Consider the following 15,070-nt stretch of genomic DNA (forward strand, 5'->3'; position numbering starts at 1 on the left):
CGGAGAACCCAGCCGCTAGGCCGCTTCGGAGCTGGCGCCAATACATCGGACTACTGCAGCCTTTTTCAACGAAATCGATCACAAGCTGACGCATGGCGGGCAGCAGCGGCAAGTCTTCTGTCGGTCATAGCGGACATCGCGCCTTGCAGTTCGGCTGGCGCGCTTTGGGTGGGCTGCGGACGGACGCTCAACCTTGACCGATCTTGGACCGATGCCGCGCAATGCGGTCGCAGCCGGCGCGAAAGTCACGCCTCATATCCGCAGGGCCGAGAGCCGCGCGACGAGAAAGTCCATCGCGGCACGGACACGCCGCGGCAATGCACCGGCACCTCGTCTGGCCCAGACGATCTGCAGTGGAATGGACGGTGGCTCGTGGCCGACGAGGATCTGCTCGACAATCCCTTGCTCGATGAGCTTGCGCACCTGCCAGAGCGGTGCGAGTCCGATCCCGACGCCTGACGCGACGGCCGCGTTGCGCACGGCGGCATTTTCCGACCGAAAGCGGCCATGCACTGCGATGCGCCGCTTGCTGTTGTCGAAGACCCATCTGTCGTCGTCGCTGGCCCGCAACACGCACTCATGACGGGACAGCTCGCCTGGAAGCTCGGGACGACCGTGCGCGGCGAGATAAGCCGGTGACGCGAAGACCGCCCAGTTCAGTCCGCCGATGCGGCGAACCCGCATATTCGAGTTCGGCAGGTTGCCGATACGAACCGCGAAATCCAGCTTCTCGGCGACGAGGTCGACATGCTCGTCGGACAGGACGAGTTCGACGTCGACATCAGGATTCCGCGTCAGGAACTGGCTCAGCGCGGGTGTCACATATTCGGGGCCGAACAGGCTCGACGTGCCGATACGGATGGGGCCGGCGAGGCGCCGGTCGCTGGCGATCAGGTCTTCGCGCGCGCCGTCGATGGTCGCGAGTGCCAGGCGGATGCGGCCGGCAAAATCGAGCCCCGCCGTCGTCGGGTGCAGGCGCCGCGTCGTCCGCGACACGAGTTCTACGCCAAGATCCTGTTCGAGCCGCGCCAGCGAACGGCTGACCGCCTGAAGCGATCTGCCGAGACGACCTGCGGCTGACGTCAGGCTGCCCTCGTCAACGATCGCCAGAAACGTCGTGTAGTCCGCAAGCGAGGTCAGGGCTATTCTCTCGATAAGTGAGATAATATATCAAGGATATCATATATTATCACCGGATGCGCAATATGCTGTTGATGAGCTCTCAATGACCTGGAGCTCTCCATGACGAAGATCGACCGCTCAACGGCAAAAGCGCCCCTTGCAGCCCTGACGCCTCTCTACGGTGCCCCCATCACGTTCGACGAGGCTGCGCTGGTCGCGGGTGCGGCGCGTGCCGAAGCGGATCGGCATGGATGGCCCATGGTGATCGCCATTACCGACAGCGGAGGCCATCTCGTGCTGCTGTACCGTCTCGATCAGGCGCAGCATGGCAGTGTGCTCGTCGCCCAGCAGAAGGCGAAAACGGCGGTCGATTTCAGGCGATCGACGGTGCTGTTCGAATCCGCGCTCGCCGACGGCGGCCTTCATCTGCGGCTTCTCGGCATGACCAATCTGACACCTTTGGAAGGCGGCCTTCCGATCCTGCGCGACGGCCGGGTGATCGGCGCGATCGGCGTGTCAGGCATGCAATCGACCCAGGACGCGCAGGTCGCCTCGGCGGGTCTTGCGGCGCTGGCCCCCTGAGCGGACGTGATCCGCGGGCGCCGTGAAACGCGAAGTTCAGGTCTGGGTACGCGGAATCCCTGATCTCCGGTTGCGGTTTGACGCAGTTCGGCGGGGTGGGCGCGCGGCTTTGGCCAACCCCCGGGGCCCGCCGGGCTTCCCCTGGGGCCCCGCATGGCCTATGACGCTGCAACGCAAAAATCCCCCAAAATGACCTCATGATCCGCCTCGACAACGTCAGCAAACAAGCCGGCCACCAAATTCTGTTCATCGAAGCCTCCGCCGCCCTCAACAAGGGCGAGAAGATCGGGCTCGTCGGGCCGAATGGCGCGGGCAAGACCACCCTGTTCCGGATGATCGCCGGTGAGGAGCTGCCCGACGAGGGGCAGGTCTCGACCGATCGCGGCATCACTATCGGCTATTTCAACCAGGACGTCGGTGAGATGTCTGGCCGCAGCGCCGTGGCCGAGGTCATGAATGGCGCGGGGCCCGTCAGCGAGGTCGCGGCCGAGTTGCACCAGCTCGAGGTTGCGATGGCCGATCCTGACAAGGCCGACCAGATGGACGAGATCATCGCGCGTTACGGCGAGGTGCAGCACGCCTTCGAGGAGCTCGACGGCTACGCGCTCGACGGCCGGGCGCGCGAGGCGCTGTCCGGACTCGGCTTCAGCCAGGAGATGATGGATGGCGATGTCGGCAAGCTCTCGGGCGGCTGGAAGATGCGCGTCGCGCTCGCCCGCATTCTTTTGATGCGCCCCGACGTCATGCTGCTCGACGAGCCGAGCAACCATCTCGATCTGGAAAGCCTGATCTGGCTCGAGAAGTTCTTGCACGATTACGAAGGCACGCTGCTGATGACCTCGCATGACCGCGAGTTCATCAACCGCGTGATCTCCAAGGTGATCGAGATCGATAGCGGCTCGCTCACGACCTATACCGGCGATTACGAGTTCTACGAGCAGCAGCGCGCGCAGAGCGAGAAGCAGCAGCAGGCGCAGTTCGAGCGCCAGCAGGCGATGCTCGCCAAGGAGATCAAGTTCATCGAGCGCTTCAAGGCGCGCGCCTCCCATGCCGCGCAGGTGCAGAGCCGGGTGAAGAAGCTCGACAAGATCGAGCGGGTCGAGCCGCCGCGCCGCCGCCAGAGCATCGCGTTCGATTTTCCGCCGGCGCCGCGCTCCGGCGAGGACGTCGTGGCGCTGAAGAACGTCTACAAGGGCTATGGCAGCAAGCGGATCTATGACGGGCTGGATTTCATGATCCGCCGCAGGGAGCGCTGGTGCGTGATGGGCGTCAACGGCGCCGGCAAGTCCACGCTGCTCAAGCTGGTCGCGGGCGCCAGCGAGCCGGACGAGGGCACCGTGGCCGTCGGCGGCAGCGTCAAGATGGGCTATTTCGCCCAGCACGCGATGGATCTGCTCGACGGTGAGCAGACGGTGTTCGAGTCACTCGAATACGCGTTTCCGACCGCGGGGCAGGGCTCGTTGCGCGCGCTCGCCGGCTGCTTCGGCTTCTCCGGCGACGACGTCGAGAAGCGCTGCCGCGTGCTGTCGGGCGGCGAGAAGGCACGGCTCGTGATGGCCAAGATGCTGTTCGATCCGCCGAACTTCCTGGTGCTGGACGAGCCCACCAACCATCTCGACCTCGCCACCAAGGAGATGCTGATCAACGCGCTTTCGGATTTCGAGGGCACCATGCTGTTCGTCTCGCATGACCGGCATTTTCTCAGCGTCTTGTCGAACCGCGTGCTGGAGCTGACGCCGGAAGGCATCCACCAGTTCGGCGGCGGCTACACCGAATATGTCGCGCGGACGGGGCAGGAGGCGCCGGGGCTGCGGTCGTAGCTGGGGCCGGTAGCCCGGATGAAGCGCAGCGCAATCCGGGTTTCGCGCAACGTGGACAGTTGCGCGATGCGGATGGTCCGGCCCCGGCTTTCGCTACGCTCCATCCGGGCTACGGATCTGCCGCAACGAATGGGCGCGGACCGGCGCCATTCCCCGCGAGATTCTTGCCAGTCTCACGATTTGGTTGTAGCCCGGATGAAGCGAAGCGTAATCCGGGAATCTCTTGCATGGTTCGCTATCGGCGCAATCTTCTTCCCGGCGGGACCTTCTTCTTCACCATCACGCTGGATGATCGAAGATCATCCGCACTGGTCGATCATGTCGACAAGCTGCGCAATGCGTTCCGCGTTGCGCGGGCCGAAAGACCGTTCACGGTCGACGCGATCGTGATCCTGCCCGACCACTTGCATGTGATCATGACGCTGCCGGAAGGCGACTCGGATTTCCCGGGTCGATGGAAACGGATCAAGAGCCTGTTCACCCACCGGCTAGCCGCGTCCGGCGTGCCAATCGTTCGCAATGAACGTGGCGAGTTCTCTCTTTGGCAGAGGCGGTTTTGGGAGCACACCATTTGCGACGACGCGGATTTCGAACGCTGCGCCGACTACATCCATTTCAACCCGGTCAAGCACGGCCTCGTTGCGTCACCGATTGACTGGCCGTACTCGTCGCTCCATCGCTACGTTCGCGCCGGCCTGCTGCCCGCCGATTGGGGAGGCGCGAGCGAGATAGCCGGTAACTTCGGAGAACGCGGAGATTGATTCCCGGATTGCGCTGCGCTCCATCCGGGCTACGAAGATTCCATCGGCCTACTTGTAGCCCGGATGGAGCGCAGCGCAATCCGGGATTCGTTCCACACGGGAGCTCGTGCGATGCGGTTGGTCTGGCCCCGGATGACGCTTCGCTCCATCCGGGCCACAGGCAAATCGTGAGGCTGGCAAGAATGTCGCTCGCTTGAACATGTCCGGCGCTCCCGCTACGCTCTTTCGAAAAAGGGAGCGAAACAACCATGAAGCAACTGCGGATCGGCGACATCACCATCGATGCGGTGATCGAGCGGGACGGGCCGTGGCGGCGGCCGCAGGATTTCTTCCCGGCTTATGACGACGGCGTGTTCAAGCAGCATCTGCCGACCATGGAGCCGGAGGTGTTCGACACCGCGCGCGGCATGATGGTGATCACCTATCAGACGTTCGTGGTGCGCACGCCGCGCTACACCATTCTGGTCGACACCTGCACCGGCGAGGACAAGGGGCATCCGCCGCCGTTCGACTTTCCCGGCAAGGAGCGCTGGCGCAAGGAATTGTTCGCGCTCGGCATCGGCTTCGAGCAGATCGACTATGTGTTCTGCACCCATCTGCACATCGACCACACCGGCTGGAATACGACCCTGCGCGACGGCCGCTGGGTGCCGACGTTCCCGAACGCGAAATACGTCTTCCACAAGGGCGAGTACGCGGCCTGGGAGGCCGAGAATGCCAGGGGCAGCAACCCGCCCGGCACCGTCTTCCGCGACAATTGCCTGCCGATCGTCGAGGCCGGCCAGGCGCTGCTGGTGGACGACGATTACGCGCTCGACGATACCGTCACGCTGACGCCGACGCCGGGGCATTCGCCCTGTCATTGCTGCGTGAATATTTTCTCGAAGGGCCAGCGTGCCGTGGTCGCCGGCGATCTCATGCATCACCAGATCCAGTGCCGCGAGCCCGACTGGTCGGCGAAGCCGGATTGGGATGCGGGGCAGTCGGCAGTGTCGCGCCGAAAGTTCTTCGCCTCCGTGGCGGACACCGACACGCTGATCCTGCCGATCCATTTCCCGGCGCCGACGGTCGGATTGATCCGACCGCTCGGCGCCGCGTTCGATTACAAGTTCAAGCGGGATTGACCACCGCCTCGCCGTCATGGCCGGGCTTGTCCCGGCCATCCACGACCTTTGCTTGACGGAAGCAAGAACGTGAATGCCCGGGACATCCAGCGCGAAGACGCGCTTCTGCCCGGGCATGACGAGTTCGTGGAACGACCGCGCGTCCAGTCTAGTAGGTAAAGAACATCCGTTGGATTTCCTTGGTGTCGGTCGTCTTGGTCAGCGCCAGCATCAGCAGAATACGCGCCTTTTGAGGATTGAGCGTATCCGAGACGACGAAGTCGTGCTCGTCGTCCTTGGCTTCTCCATTGCGCGCGACGATGCCATTGCCGACACGGCTGCTGCGAACGATCACGACTCCCTTCTTGCGGGCCTCGTCGAGAGCCGGCTCGACCGCGGGCCGGGCAAGGCTGCCGTCACCCACGCCGGCATGCACGATCCCCTTGGCGCCGGCGGCGACGAAAGCGTCGACCGCAACCCGGTTCATGTTGGCGTAGCCGTAGACGATATCGACCTGCGGCAGGACATCGAGTTTAGAGACGTCAAATTCGGAGTCCGCGGTGTGCCGGCGGGTCGATTGACGATAGAAGTACGGTTTGTTGCCCTGCATGTAGCCGAGAAAGCCGAGTTCCGGCGTGCGGAAGGTGTCGGCGGTCGAGGTGTTGTTCTTGGTGACGTCGCGCGCCGCGTTGATCTGATCGTTGAGGGCAACGAGCACGCCCTTGCCGACCGCCTCGTCACTGCCAGCGAGGATCACCGCGTTGAACAGATTGATCGGCCCGTCCGCGCTGATCGCCGTCGACGGCCGCATCGCGCCGACGATGACGACGGGTTTCTTGCTCTTGACGACCAGGTTCAGGAAATAGCTGGTCTCCTCGATCGTGTCGGTCCCGTGCGTGATGACGATCCCGTCGACGTCGTCCTGCGCGAGGAGCGTGTTGACGCGCTTTGCCAGCTTCAGCCAGTAGTCATTGTTCATGTTCTCGCTGGCGATCTGGAAAACCTGCTCGCCCTTGACGTTGGCGACGGTTTTCAGTTCGGGGACGGCGTTCAGGAGGGTCTCGATGCCCACGGTGGCAGCGGTGTAGCCGACCACGGTGGTGCTGCTCGCCCCGCTGCCGGCGATCGTGCCGCCGGTTGCCAGGACCATGACATTGGGCAGACCGGGGCCCCTTGCATTCGCGGCGTCAAGACTGACGAGCAGCGCGAAGAGCAAGCTCATTGTCGCCACTACGTGATCACGCACCCGAAACTGCAACATCTCGACTTTTCCTTTCCTCGATAGCCTCGTCGATGCGCCCCGGTTCGCTCAGCACTGCATGATCCGTCAGCCGGGGCCTCCTGTCCAGTGTGGCGATGCCTTCGGATGATTTGGTCTGGACGGTGGGCGGAGACACATACGCGAATGGCCGGGACATGCCCGGCCATGACGCAGTTCGTCGAGCGATTGCTCGCTAAAGAAGCAGAGAGTTCGCCGCGCCTTACGCGCTGACTTCGCACTTCTTCATGAAGCTGTTCTTGGCGGCGCCGGCGAGCGGCTTGCCGTCGGCGCTGACGGCCTTGGGCGTGCAGGCGTCCGCCTTGCACTTCTTCAGGAACGAGGTCTTGGCTGCGCCTGCAAGCGGCTTGCCGTCCTTGCCGACCGCCTTGCTCTCGCAGGTGTCGTCCGCGAAGGCCGAGCCCGCGGCAAAGGTGGCGAGGATCGCTGTGAGAAAAATCCGCTTCATCATGGGTGTCTCCCTAAACCAGAAATGGCGTGCGGATTGGAGCCGCGAATCGTGGCGCAATCAAGCAGGAACGGTCCGCCTCGCGCGGTCGATTGCGGATTTTTCCATTCATCTGTGGTTCAGATTCCGCGCGCGAGCAACGCCCTGAAATCGGCGCGCGCACGTTTGGCCTCGGCGCGTGCGACCTCGGAGGCGTCGCCAAGCCCGAAATAGCCGTGGATCAGGCCGGCGCCTTCGTGGAGCTTGACCCGTACGCCGGCAGCCTCCAGCGCCCGCGCATAGGCTGCGCCTTCGTCGCGCAGCGGATCGAACCAGGCGGTGGTCACGATCGCCGGCGCGAGGCCGGCAAGCGAGGCGGCACGCAGCGGCGAGACGCGCCAGTCGGTCGCGTGAGCGGGATCGGCGAGATAATGACCGCAGAACCATTCCATCGTGGCGCGCGTGAGGAAGTAGCCGTCGGCATTCTCGGCGCGCGAGGGAAAGCGCGCGTTCTCGCGCGCATCGGCATAGTTGCCGACGACGTCGGTCACGGGATAGACCAGCAGCTGCGCGGCGAGGGCGATGCCGGCGTCGCGGCAGGCGATCGCGGTGGCGGCTGCGAGATTGCCGCCGGCGCTGTCGCCGGCAACGCCGAGGCGCTTTGCATCGCCGCCAAATTCCGCGACGCGGCCAAACACGTCGCTCACCGCGGCAAAGGCATCCTCGAAGGCACCGGGAAAGCGCGTCTCCGGCGGGCGGCGATAGTCGACGGAGACCACGACCGCGCCGGTCTCGATCGCAAGGTTGCGCGCCTGCCGGTCGTGGGTCTCGAGATCGCCCGCGACCCAGCCGCCGCCGTGGAAGAACACCACGGTCGGCGCGGGATCGCTGCCGATCCGGTAGAGCCGTGCATCGAGCGGTCCGGCGCCGCCTGTCACCTTGATATCCTGGACGGTATCGACCGGTGGCGGCGGCACGGCGGCGCGCGCGGCAGCCAGTGCGCGCAAGGAATCGCGGGCGCCCTGTGGCGTCATCGTGGTGGGATCGCGCAGCGGCAGCAGCGGAATGATCTGGGCGATGACGGGATCGAGCGGTGCGGGCATTGGGCGGCCTCACGGGGTTCTTGGTCTTGCTTGCGGGTTAGCATAGATTTGCCGCGCCGCATCGGCAACCGCTCACGTATTGCAATTGCGGTGCCGCGGAACGAACGGGCAGGGAGGTCTCGCGTTGGAGTTCGAAGCGTTGGTCCAGTCGCGCCGCAGCGTGCGCGGCTTCAAGAACAAGCCGGTGGCGCGTGCGGTGATCGAAGCGATCATCGAGAGTGCCAAGCGCGCGCCCTCGTCGATGAACACCCAGCCCTGGCACGTCCATGTGCTCACGGGTTCCCCGCTGGAAGAGCTGCGCCGCCGCAACATGGAGGAGATGGTTGCCGGCGCCAAGGTCAAGCGCGACATCATCAGCCATGGCGAGTACCAGGGCGTGCATCGCACGCGGCAGGTCGACATCGCCAAGAAGCTGTTCGGCGCGATGGGGATCGCGCGCGACGACAAGCCGATGCGCCAGGACTGGGTGCTGCGCGGCTTCCGCCAGTTCGATGCGCCGGTCTCGCTGGTGCTGACCTATGACCGCGTGCTCGATCCCGGCGCGGTCTGCCATTTCGATCTCGGCGCGCTCTGCTACGGCATCGTGCTCGCCGCCTGGGATCGCGGCCTCGGATCGGTGATCAACGGCCAGGGCATCATGCGCTCCGACATCGTGCGCGAGGTCGCACGGATTCCGGAGGACGAGGTCATCATGACCTGCGTCGCGATGGGCTATCCCGACGACGGCTTTGCCGCGAATGCGGTACGCTCGGATCGCGAGGCGAACGGCGACTTCGTGCGCTTCGTCGGATTCGCCGATTAGTGCACGCAAGCGTGCATGCGGTGGCGATGCGCGATTGTGCCGATTTCCGATACGATGTCGCCCATGCGACGTTGCCGATGTGATGTTGCCGTGCAGATTTGATCCAGATCAAATGCATCGACGTCGTCGGTATCATGAGCCCGCGAAACGATGCGACGCCGTAGTCCTACGGTGCGGATTCGCTGCGCATAGGCAGTTGCACGGTGCGCTTCCTAACCGAATGGCAATTTCGAATCCGTACTTCAGTTCCTTGAGGCGCGTCGCGCGTCAAACAAGGATATTGCCATGCTCTCGTTCTTTTCCCAGGCAAGTCATAAGCAGTCCGCTCCGTCGATCGTTGCGGAGGTGCTTGAGGAGGCCCCGGCCATTCGCGAAGCCAGCCCGATCCGGGTGCTGGAGAGCGACGACCGGCTGCAAAATATTTCCGAGGGCGACTTCGTCGTGGCGGGCGCGCGCTCGCCGCTCGCTCTCGCATTCATTTCGCCGCACTGCGATTTTGCACGCGTGGCGGCGTCGCTGCAGAGGCTGGCGGGTTCGACGCCGGTGATCGCGATGTCGACCGCGGGCGAGCTGTGCTCGGCGGGCCAGTCGCTCTACAAGCCGACGGGAACGAGCTGGTCGTCCGTCGTCGTGCAGGTCTTCCCGCCCGATCTGTTTCAGTCCGTCAGCATCCACAGCGTCCGCCTTCACAACGACGACATCCGCAAGGGAGAGCCGTCCAGGGCGCACGACGCGCGCATCGACGCCATCACGCGCGAGGTCGCCGCGATCAGGACGCCCTTTGCGATCGACGTGCGCGATACGATCGCCTTCGCGCTCGTGGACGGCGTGTCGGCGTCGGAGAGCTATTTCATGGAGGCGGTGTACAGGAGCGGCAAGTTCCCCTGCGCCTTCGTCGGAGGATCCGCCGGCGGCAAGCTCGACTTCCAGCACACCCACCTCTACGACGGCAGGCAGGTGCTCGAGAATCATGCGCTGATCGCCTTCATGAAGCTGGCGCCGGGCCGGGCCTACAGCATCTTCAAGACGCAGAACTTCAAGAAGACCGGAAAATCCTTCGTCGTGATGGACGCCGATCCGGATCGGCGCACCGCCTCGGGCCTCATGGAGGGCAGCGAGATCAAGCCGTTCGCCTCGGTGGTGGCGAAGGCCCTGAACACGACGCCGGCGAACCTCATGTCGATGATGACGAAGCACTCCTTCGGCGTCGAGGTCGGCGGAGATTTGTTCGTGCGCTCGGTCGCGGGCATCAATGCGGACAGCGGCGTGGTGTCCTTCTTCTGTGACGTCAATTCGGGCGACAAGCTCGAACTGCTGGAAGCCACGGATTTCGTGGACCAGACGCGGCGCGACCTCGAAGCCTTCCTGCGCGGCAAGCCGCCGGCGATCGGCGCGATCCTCAACGATTGCATCCTGCGCCGCCTCAACAACGAGACCCAGCTCCGCAACATGAGCGGGATGTGGCCGATGCCGGTCGCGGGGTTTTCCACCTTCGGAGAGCTGTTCGGGATCAACATCAACCAGACGCTGACCGCGATCGTGTTCTTCGACGTCAGGGAAAAGCCGCTGAACGACCCCTTCATCGAGACGTTCCCGATCCACTACGCGCATTTCGTCGAATATTTCACGCGCACCCATCTCAACCGCATGGTGCTGCTGAACCGGATCAAGGACGGCATCGTCCATCGCCTGACGGAATATCTGAGCGCCAGCGCCACGCTGAGCGTGAAGGTCGAGGGCGCGCTGCAGCAGACGGCGTCGATCAACGCGATCGTGGAGGAGATCCGCTCGGTCATTATGACGAGCGCTCAATCGGCGGCGAAGGCAACCGACACGACCGCCTTGTCGCAGGAGTTCACCGGCCTCACCCAGGCGATGAACGGGCTGCGGGAGATCCTGAAGATCATCGATACGATCGCGGGCCAGACCAACCTGCTGGCGCTCAACGCGACCATCGAGTCGGCGCGCGCGGGCGAAGCGGGACGCGGCTTCTCCGTGGTGGCGACCGAGGTGAAGAAGCTGGCGAATGACACCAAGAGCAGCCTGACGCGGACCCATGCCTCGATCGAAGGCATGGAGACGTCGCTCGAGTCGCTCGGGGCCAATATCAACGACACCCGGGGCCAGCTGATCCAGACCCAGGAAGGCTACAACAGCATCGTGACGCAGATCGAGGAGATGTTCAAGAATCTTCAGATGATCAACACCGTGCTGTCGGACCTCGAAAGCTTCGTGCGCGACCGCAACGGGGCGTTGACCAGCGCCATGAACGACATCGAGACGCTGAAGCGGATCGGGTAGGGCACGTAGCCTGCCGGTTCGCAAATTTCGGTGACGAGCGTTCAGATCGGACTTGCATTCTCATCGCGTCAGCAGGAACAATGTGCCTCGTGAGAGGTTTGTTGCTGGCGCGAGGGAATAGGCATGCGGCGGCTGGCTAGCCTGGTTCGACGGTTGTTCGGCCCGCGGGTGCGGCGCCCGATTGATGATGATCCCAGTCTTCCTTTCACGCCCGACGAGTTCGGTCGGCTGATCCGCAGCGGCAGACGCGAGGACATGAAGCTGCTCGCCGAAGGCCTGGCCTGCCGGTCGATTCCGCGCCGCGCCAGTTATCGCGCCACGCACTGACCGCCGCGACAAAGGGAGGCGCTCACAAAGAGAGGCGCTCCACGGCCGTTTCATGCTAGGATGCGGCCATCATGAGCAATCGCATCCTCGTCCTCTACGGTTCCTACCGCTCCGACCGCATGGGCATCCGCCTTGCGAATTTCGTCGTCGACCGCCTGCGCTCGCGCGGCGAGGACGTCGAGTTCATCGACGCCAAGGCCATCGGCCTGCCGATGCTCGATCGCATGTACAAGGAATATCCCAAAGGCACCGCGCCCGAGGCGCTGGAGACGCTCGCCGGACAGATCCGCGGCGCGGACGGTTTCGTCTTCGTCACCGGCGAATATAATTGGGGTATTCAACCCGGATTGAAGAACCTCACCGACCATTTCCTCGAAGAATGGTTCTGGCGACCCGCCGCGATCGTCAGCTATTCGGCCGGCCGCCTGTCCGGCGCCCGGGCCTCGACGGCCTGGCACGGCACGCTGTCGGAGATGGGCATGGTGGTGGTGTCGAGCACGATCGGCGTCGGCCCGATCGCGCAGACGCTGTCGGAAGGCGCCGAGCCGATCGGCGAGGGCGGCAAGGCGCTGGAGCGCGCGTTCCCGCGCTTTGCCGATGATCTCAATTGGTGGATCGAGGCGGCGAAAGCGCAACGGGCCCGCAAGGCGCCGCCGTATTGATGGCCGTTACCGCGAGGATGGTCCCGTAGCCCGGATGGAGCGCAGCGCAATCCGGGGCGGTCCAGCTGCGGAGAGACTTCCCCGGATTATGCTTCCGCTCCATCCGGGCTACGACTCTCGCCTGGCCGCACTTACGCTGCCCTGACCTCGCCGAGGAAGCGGTCGAACTGTCCGGCGAGATCGCGCGACTGGGTCGAGAGCTGCTCGGCCGCGCCCAGCACCTCCCTCGCGGCGGCTCCCGTGTCGTCGGCGGCGCGCTGCACGCCTGATATGTTGGTATTGACCTCCTGGGTGCCGCGGGCGGCCTCCTGGACGCTGCGGGAGATCTCCTTGGTCGCCGAGCCCTGTTGCTCGATCGCGGCGGCAATCGCGGTGCCGATCTGGTCGATCTCGGCGATGACGTCGGCGACGTTGCGGATCGCGGCCACGGTCTGGTCGCTCGCGGACTGGATCGCCGTGATCTGCTCGGAGATTTCGGTCGTGGCCTTGGCGGTCTGGCCGGCCAGCGACTTCACTTCGGAGGCGACCACGGCAAAGCCGCGACCGGCGTCGCCGGCGCGGGCGGCCTCGATCGTGGCATTGAGAGCAAGAAGATTGGTCTGCTCGGCGATGTTCTGGATCAGCGTGACGACGTCGCCGATCTTCTGGGCGCCCTCGGCGAGCGCACGCGCCGTGTCGCCGGTGCGGCGGGCGTTGTCGACGGCGCGGGCCGCGATCTCGGTGCTCTGTGCGACCTGACGGCCGATCTCCGCGATCGACGAGGTCAGCTCTTCGGTGGCGCTGGCGACCGTCTGCACGTTGGTCGAGGTCTGCTCGGAGGCGGCGGCGACGACTGCGGCCTGGCTGTTGGTCTGGGCCGCCGTCGAGGTCATCGACTGCGCCGTGCTCTCCATGGTGGAGGAGGCCTGGGACAGGCCGCCGACGAGCTCGGTGACCTTGGCCTCGAAGGCGCGCGTGAGCGCGTCGAGAGCATGGGCGCGGCGCATCTTGCCGTCACTCTCGGCCTGCTTTTCGGCGGCGAGCCGGTCGGCGCGGATCATGTTGTCCTTGAACACCTTGACGGCTGCGGCCATCGCGCCGATCTCGTCCGAACGCTCGGCGCCGGGAATCTCTTCGGCAACCTCGCCATCGGCCAGCCGTGACATCCGCGTCGTCAGGTTGACGATGGGCGCGCAGACCCGGCGGCGGACCATCACGATGAGGCCGGCGCTGGCGATCAGCACGGCGAGGAGGCCGACGAGTGCGATGGTGAAGCTGGTGCGCGCGGCGGACGAGGCGCCGGCGAGGATCTGCTCGGCATTGTCATAGAAGGCGTCGCGGACGTCGATGATGGTGCTGAGACCGCGCTGCGTGGCCGTGAAATAGGTGTCGACGTCGTGCTCGTACTTGCCGCTGATCGCGCCGTCCTTCACCAGCTTGAGCTCGCGGCCAAACTCCTCGATGTAGGTCGCGTTGAACTTCTCCAGCGCGGCCGCGACGTTCGCCGGCGTGGTCGGATTGCCCCGCAACTCCTGGAGCGTCATCACGATCTGGTCGTTGCGCCCCTGTGAGCGGCTGATGTCGGCCTTCTCCGCGTCGGTCGCCGGCTTCTTGCCGCCAACGAGGTTCTTGTGCAGGCTCGAGTTGAAGCCGCCGACGTCGCGCAGCGTCATCGCGACGTTGGCATAGCTGGCCTGGCGGTAGGCATCGCCGTTGAGGATCGCCATGCGTCGGACCTGCTCGTTGAGCAGGGCGGTCACGCCGGCGTTGAGCACGGCGTTGTCGCCCACGATCTTCTTGGCCGCATCCTTGCGCAGCTCCGGCGGTCCCGCCATCGCCTTGTCGATGGCCTCACGCAGCGCGGTGAACTTGGCATTGATGCCGTCGATGCTGTTGCCGGTGGTGGCGCCGTCGTCGAACGGACCGGGCAACTCCTTGCGCAGCCCATTCATCTTGTCGCGCGCACCGTCGGTCTGTTTGCGCAGTTTGTCATGCTCGGACAGCTGCGCCGGATCGTAGGTCGCGGGCCCGTAGAGGATGTTGGTGGCAAAGCCCCGCTCCGGGTTGAGGTAGCGCGGGATGTCGCTGACGGCACGGACGATCGCGAGCCGCCCCTGCGCTTCGGTGATTCGCTCCATCGTCTGGTATTTCGTCACGGCGACGTAGACGGCGAGCCCGCCGCCCACAGTCGAGAGCGAAACGATGGCGGTGGTCAGGAGCGTTCCGATTTTCATGATCCGTCCGGCAATTGGCGCGGGGAGAAATATTCTGCACGGACGATAGGCAGCCGGTATTAATCCGGGGTTTACGCTACGGGCCCCCGCAGGTGGGCTCGCTAGGTCTTTCGATCGAGCTTGGCCAGGATCTTCAGCGTCGCGCCGTCGCGCTCGCCGGCGAAATATCGGGCAAGCGCCTCGCCGAAGATGGGATCATCGGACACCTCGCCGAACAGCGTCATGGACGAGCGGAATTTGGCGTCATCGGGCGCGCCGAGGATCGCGTTGATGGTCCGTCCCTGAACGGCGAGCACCAGCCTGGTGCATTCGCTCAGGCGCGGGCCAAGGACGGGGTGGGCGAGGTAGGCCACGGCCTCGGCGCGCGAGCCAATGGCGTAGCGCTGGGACATGGCGCTGAAGCCGAGGCCGGCGACCTGCGGGAAGATGAACCACATCCAGTGGCTCTGCTTCCGGCCCCGGGACAGTTCCCCGGTCACGGTGGGATAGACCGGGTTTTGAGCGTGGACGAACCGGTCTAGATCGAAAGGAGAGGTCATTGGATACCTGGGAGGTGCCTAGACGGCCG

Annotated in this window: 14 protein-coding genes; 8 read left to right on the forward strand and 6 right to left on the reverse strand. The window is 64.7% G+C overall.

Annotation, left to right across the window (positions count from 1 at the left end):
• Positions 1-252: 252 nt before the first annotated feature.
• Positions 253-1,167, reverse strand: a complete 915-nt coding sequence (locus AC1RUR_RS36560) for a LysR family transcriptional regulator (RefSeq protein WP_492853036.1) — start codon at positions 1,165-1,167, stop codon at positions 253-255.
• A 75-nt stretch (positions 1,168-1,242) separates the two neighbouring features.
• Between AC1RUR_RS36560 and AC1RUR_RS36565 the strand changes: the two genes are divergently transcribed.
• The 4 genes from AC1RUR_RS36565 (at position 1,243) to AC1RUR_RS36580 (ending at position 5,409) form a co-directional block, all read left to right on the forward strand.
• The gene (locus tag AC1RUR_RS36565) at positions 1,243-1,704 is read left to right on the forward strand and encodes a GlcG/HbpS family heme-binding protein (RefSeq protein WP_492852983.1); all 462 of its coding nucleotides are present in this window, start codon (positions 1,243-1,245) and stop codon (positions 1,702-1,704) included.
• Positions 1,705-1,901: 197 nt separating this feature from the next.
• The gene (locus AC1RUR_RS36570) at positions 1,902-3,524 is read left to right on the forward strand and encodes an ABC-F family ATP-binding cassette domain-containing protein (protein ID WP_492852984.1); all 1,623 of its coding nucleotides are present in this window, start codon (positions 1,902-1,904) and stop codon (positions 3,522-3,524) included.
• Between the two features lie 227 nt (positions 3,525-3,751).
• A complete protein-coding gene (locus AC1RUR_RS36575) occupies positions 3,752-4,285 on the forward strand; it encodes an REP-associated tyrosine transposase (RefSeq protein ID WP_492852985.1) in 534 nt (177 codons plus the stop codon).
• A gap of 248 nt (positions 4,286-4,533) precedes the next feature.
• The gene (locus AC1RUR_RS36580) at positions 4,534-5,409 is read left to right on the forward strand and encodes an MBL fold metallo-hydrolase (protein WP_492852986.1); all 876 of its coding nucleotides are present in this window, start codon (positions 4,534-4,536) and stop codon (positions 5,407-5,409) included.
• Between the two features lie 148 nt (positions 5,410-5,557).
• Here AC1RUR_RS36580 and AC1RUR_RS36585 read toward each other — a convergent pair whose 3' ends face one another.
• From AC1RUR_RS36585 to AC1RUR_RS36595, 3 genes are all read right to left on the reverse strand, one after another.
• On the reverse strand, positions 5,558-6,610 hold the full coding sequence (locus tag AC1RUR_RS36585) for a type II asparaginase (RefSeq protein ID WP_492852987.1): 1,053 nt from the start codon (positions 6,608-6,610) through the stop codon (positions 5,558-5,560).
• A gap of 259 nt (positions 6,611-6,869) precedes the next feature.
• The gene (locus tag AC1RUR_RS36590) at positions 6,870-7,118 is read right to left on the reverse strand and encodes a hypothetical protein (RefSeq protein ID WP_492852988.1); all 249 of its coding nucleotides are present in this window, start codon (positions 7,116-7,118) and stop codon (positions 6,870-6,872) included.
• A gap of 116 nt (positions 7,119-7,234) precedes the next feature.
• Positions 7,235-8,197 carry an alpha/beta hydrolase gene (locus AC1RUR_RS36595; RefSeq protein WP_492852989.1) on the reverse strand — a complete coding sequence of 321 codons (963 nt, stop codon included), beginning with the start codon at positions 8,195-8,197 and terminating at the stop codon, positions 7,235-7,237.
• Between the two features lie 124 nt (positions 8,198-8,321).
• On the opposite strand from AC1RUR_RS36595, the gene AC1RUR_RS36600 reads away from it, so the two are divergent.
• From AC1RUR_RS36600 to AC1RUR_RS36615, 4 genes are all read left to right on the forward strand, one after another.
• Complete coding sequence (locus AC1RUR_RS36600) at positions 8,322-8,999, forward strand: nitroreductase (protein WP_492852990.1); 678 nt, start codon at positions 8,322-8,324, stop codon at positions 8,997-8,999.
• A gap of 285 nt (positions 9,000-9,284) precedes the next feature.
• Complete coding sequence (locus AC1RUR_RS36605; protein WP_492852991.1) at positions 9,285-11,300, forward strand: FIST N-terminal domain-containing protein; 2,016 nt, start codon at positions 9,285-9,287, stop codon at positions 11,298-11,300.
• Positions 11,301-11,423: 123 nt separating this feature from the next.
• Positions 11,424-11,627 (forward strand): hypothetical protein, encoded by a 204-nt coding sequence (locus tag AC1RUR_RS36610; RefSeq protein ID WP_492852992.1) that lies wholly within the window; start codon positions 11,424-11,426, stop codon positions 11,625-11,627.
• Positions 11,628-11,698: 71 nt separating this feature from the next.
• The gene (locus tag AC1RUR_RS36615; RefSeq protein WP_492852993.1) at positions 11,699-12,289 is read left to right on the forward strand and encodes an NADPH-dependent FMN reductase; all 591 of its coding nucleotides are present in this window, start codon (positions 11,699-11,701) and stop codon (positions 12,287-12,289) included.
• A gap of 131 nt (positions 12,290-12,420) precedes the next feature.
• Here the strand turns inward: AC1RUR_RS36615 and AC1RUR_RS36620 are convergent, their stop codons facing one another.
• The gene (locus AC1RUR_RS36620) at positions 12,421-14,502 is read right to left on the reverse strand and encodes a methyl-accepting chemotaxis protein (RefSeq protein WP_492852994.1); all 2,082 of its coding nucleotides are present in this window, start codon (positions 14,500-14,502) and stop codon (positions 12,421-12,423) included.
• 101 nt (positions 14,503-14,603) lie between these two features.
• Complete coding sequence (locus AC1RUR_RS36625; protein ID WP_492852995.1) at positions 14,604-15,041, reverse strand: DUF1810 domain-containing protein; 438 nt, start codon at positions 15,039-15,041, stop codon at positions 14,604-14,606.
• Positions 15,042-15,070 lie beyond the last annotated feature (29 nt).

This window comes from Bradyrhizobium sp. GW821-FHT12B03 (genome assembly GCF_058807535.1).

Bases quoted from the DNA above. Each gene is read 5' to 3' on its own strand.
- AC1RUR_RS36565 (WP_492852983.1), top strand. From the start codon at position 1,243: ATGACGAAGATCGACCGCTCAACGGCAAAAGCGCCCCTTGCAGCCCTG.
- AC1RUR_RS36570 (WP_492852984.1), top strand. From the start codon at position 1,902: ATGATCCGCCTCGACAACGTCAGCAAACAAGCCGGCCACCAAATTCTG.
- AC1RUR_RS36575 (WP_492852985.1), top strand. From the start codon at position 3,752: ATGGTTCGCTATCGGCGCAATCTTCTTCCCGGCGGGACCTTCTTCTTC.
- AC1RUR_RS36580 (WP_492852986.1), top strand. From the start codon at position 4,534: ATGAAGCAACTGCGGATCGGCGACATCACCATCGATGCGGTGATCGAG.
- AC1RUR_RS36585 (WP_492852987.1), bottom strand. From the start codon at position 6,610: ATGAGCTTGCTCTTCGCGCTGCTCGTCAGTCTTGACGCCGCGAATGCA.
- AC1RUR_RS36590 (WP_492852988.1), bottom strand. From the start codon at position 7,118: ATGATGAAGCGGATTTTTCTCACAGCGATCCTCGCCACCTTTGCCGCG.
- AC1RUR_RS36595 (WP_492852989.1), bottom strand. From the start codon at position 8,197: ATGCCCGCACCGCTCGATCCCGTCATCGCCCAGATCATTCCGCTGCTG.
- AC1RUR_RS36605 (WP_492852991.1), top strand. From the start codon at position 9,285: ATGCTCTCGTTCTTTTCCCAGGCAAGTCATAAGCAGTCCGCTCCGTCG.
- AC1RUR_RS36610 (WP_492852992.1), top strand. From the start codon at position 11,424: ATGCGGCGGCTGGCTAGCCTGGTTCGACGGTTGTTCGGCCCGCGGGTG.
- AC1RUR_RS36615 (WP_492852993.1), top strand. From the start codon at position 11,699: ATGAGCAATCGCATCCTCGTCCTCTACGGTTCCTACCGCTCCGACCGC.
- AC1RUR_RS36620 (WP_492852994.1), bottom strand. From the start codon at position 14,502: ATGAAAATCGGAACGCTCCTGACCACCGCCATCGTTTCGCTCTCGACT.
- AC1RUR_RS36625 (WP_492852995.1), bottom strand. From the start codon at position 15,041: ATGACCTCTCCTTTCGATCTAGACCGGTTCGTCCACGCTCAAAACCCG.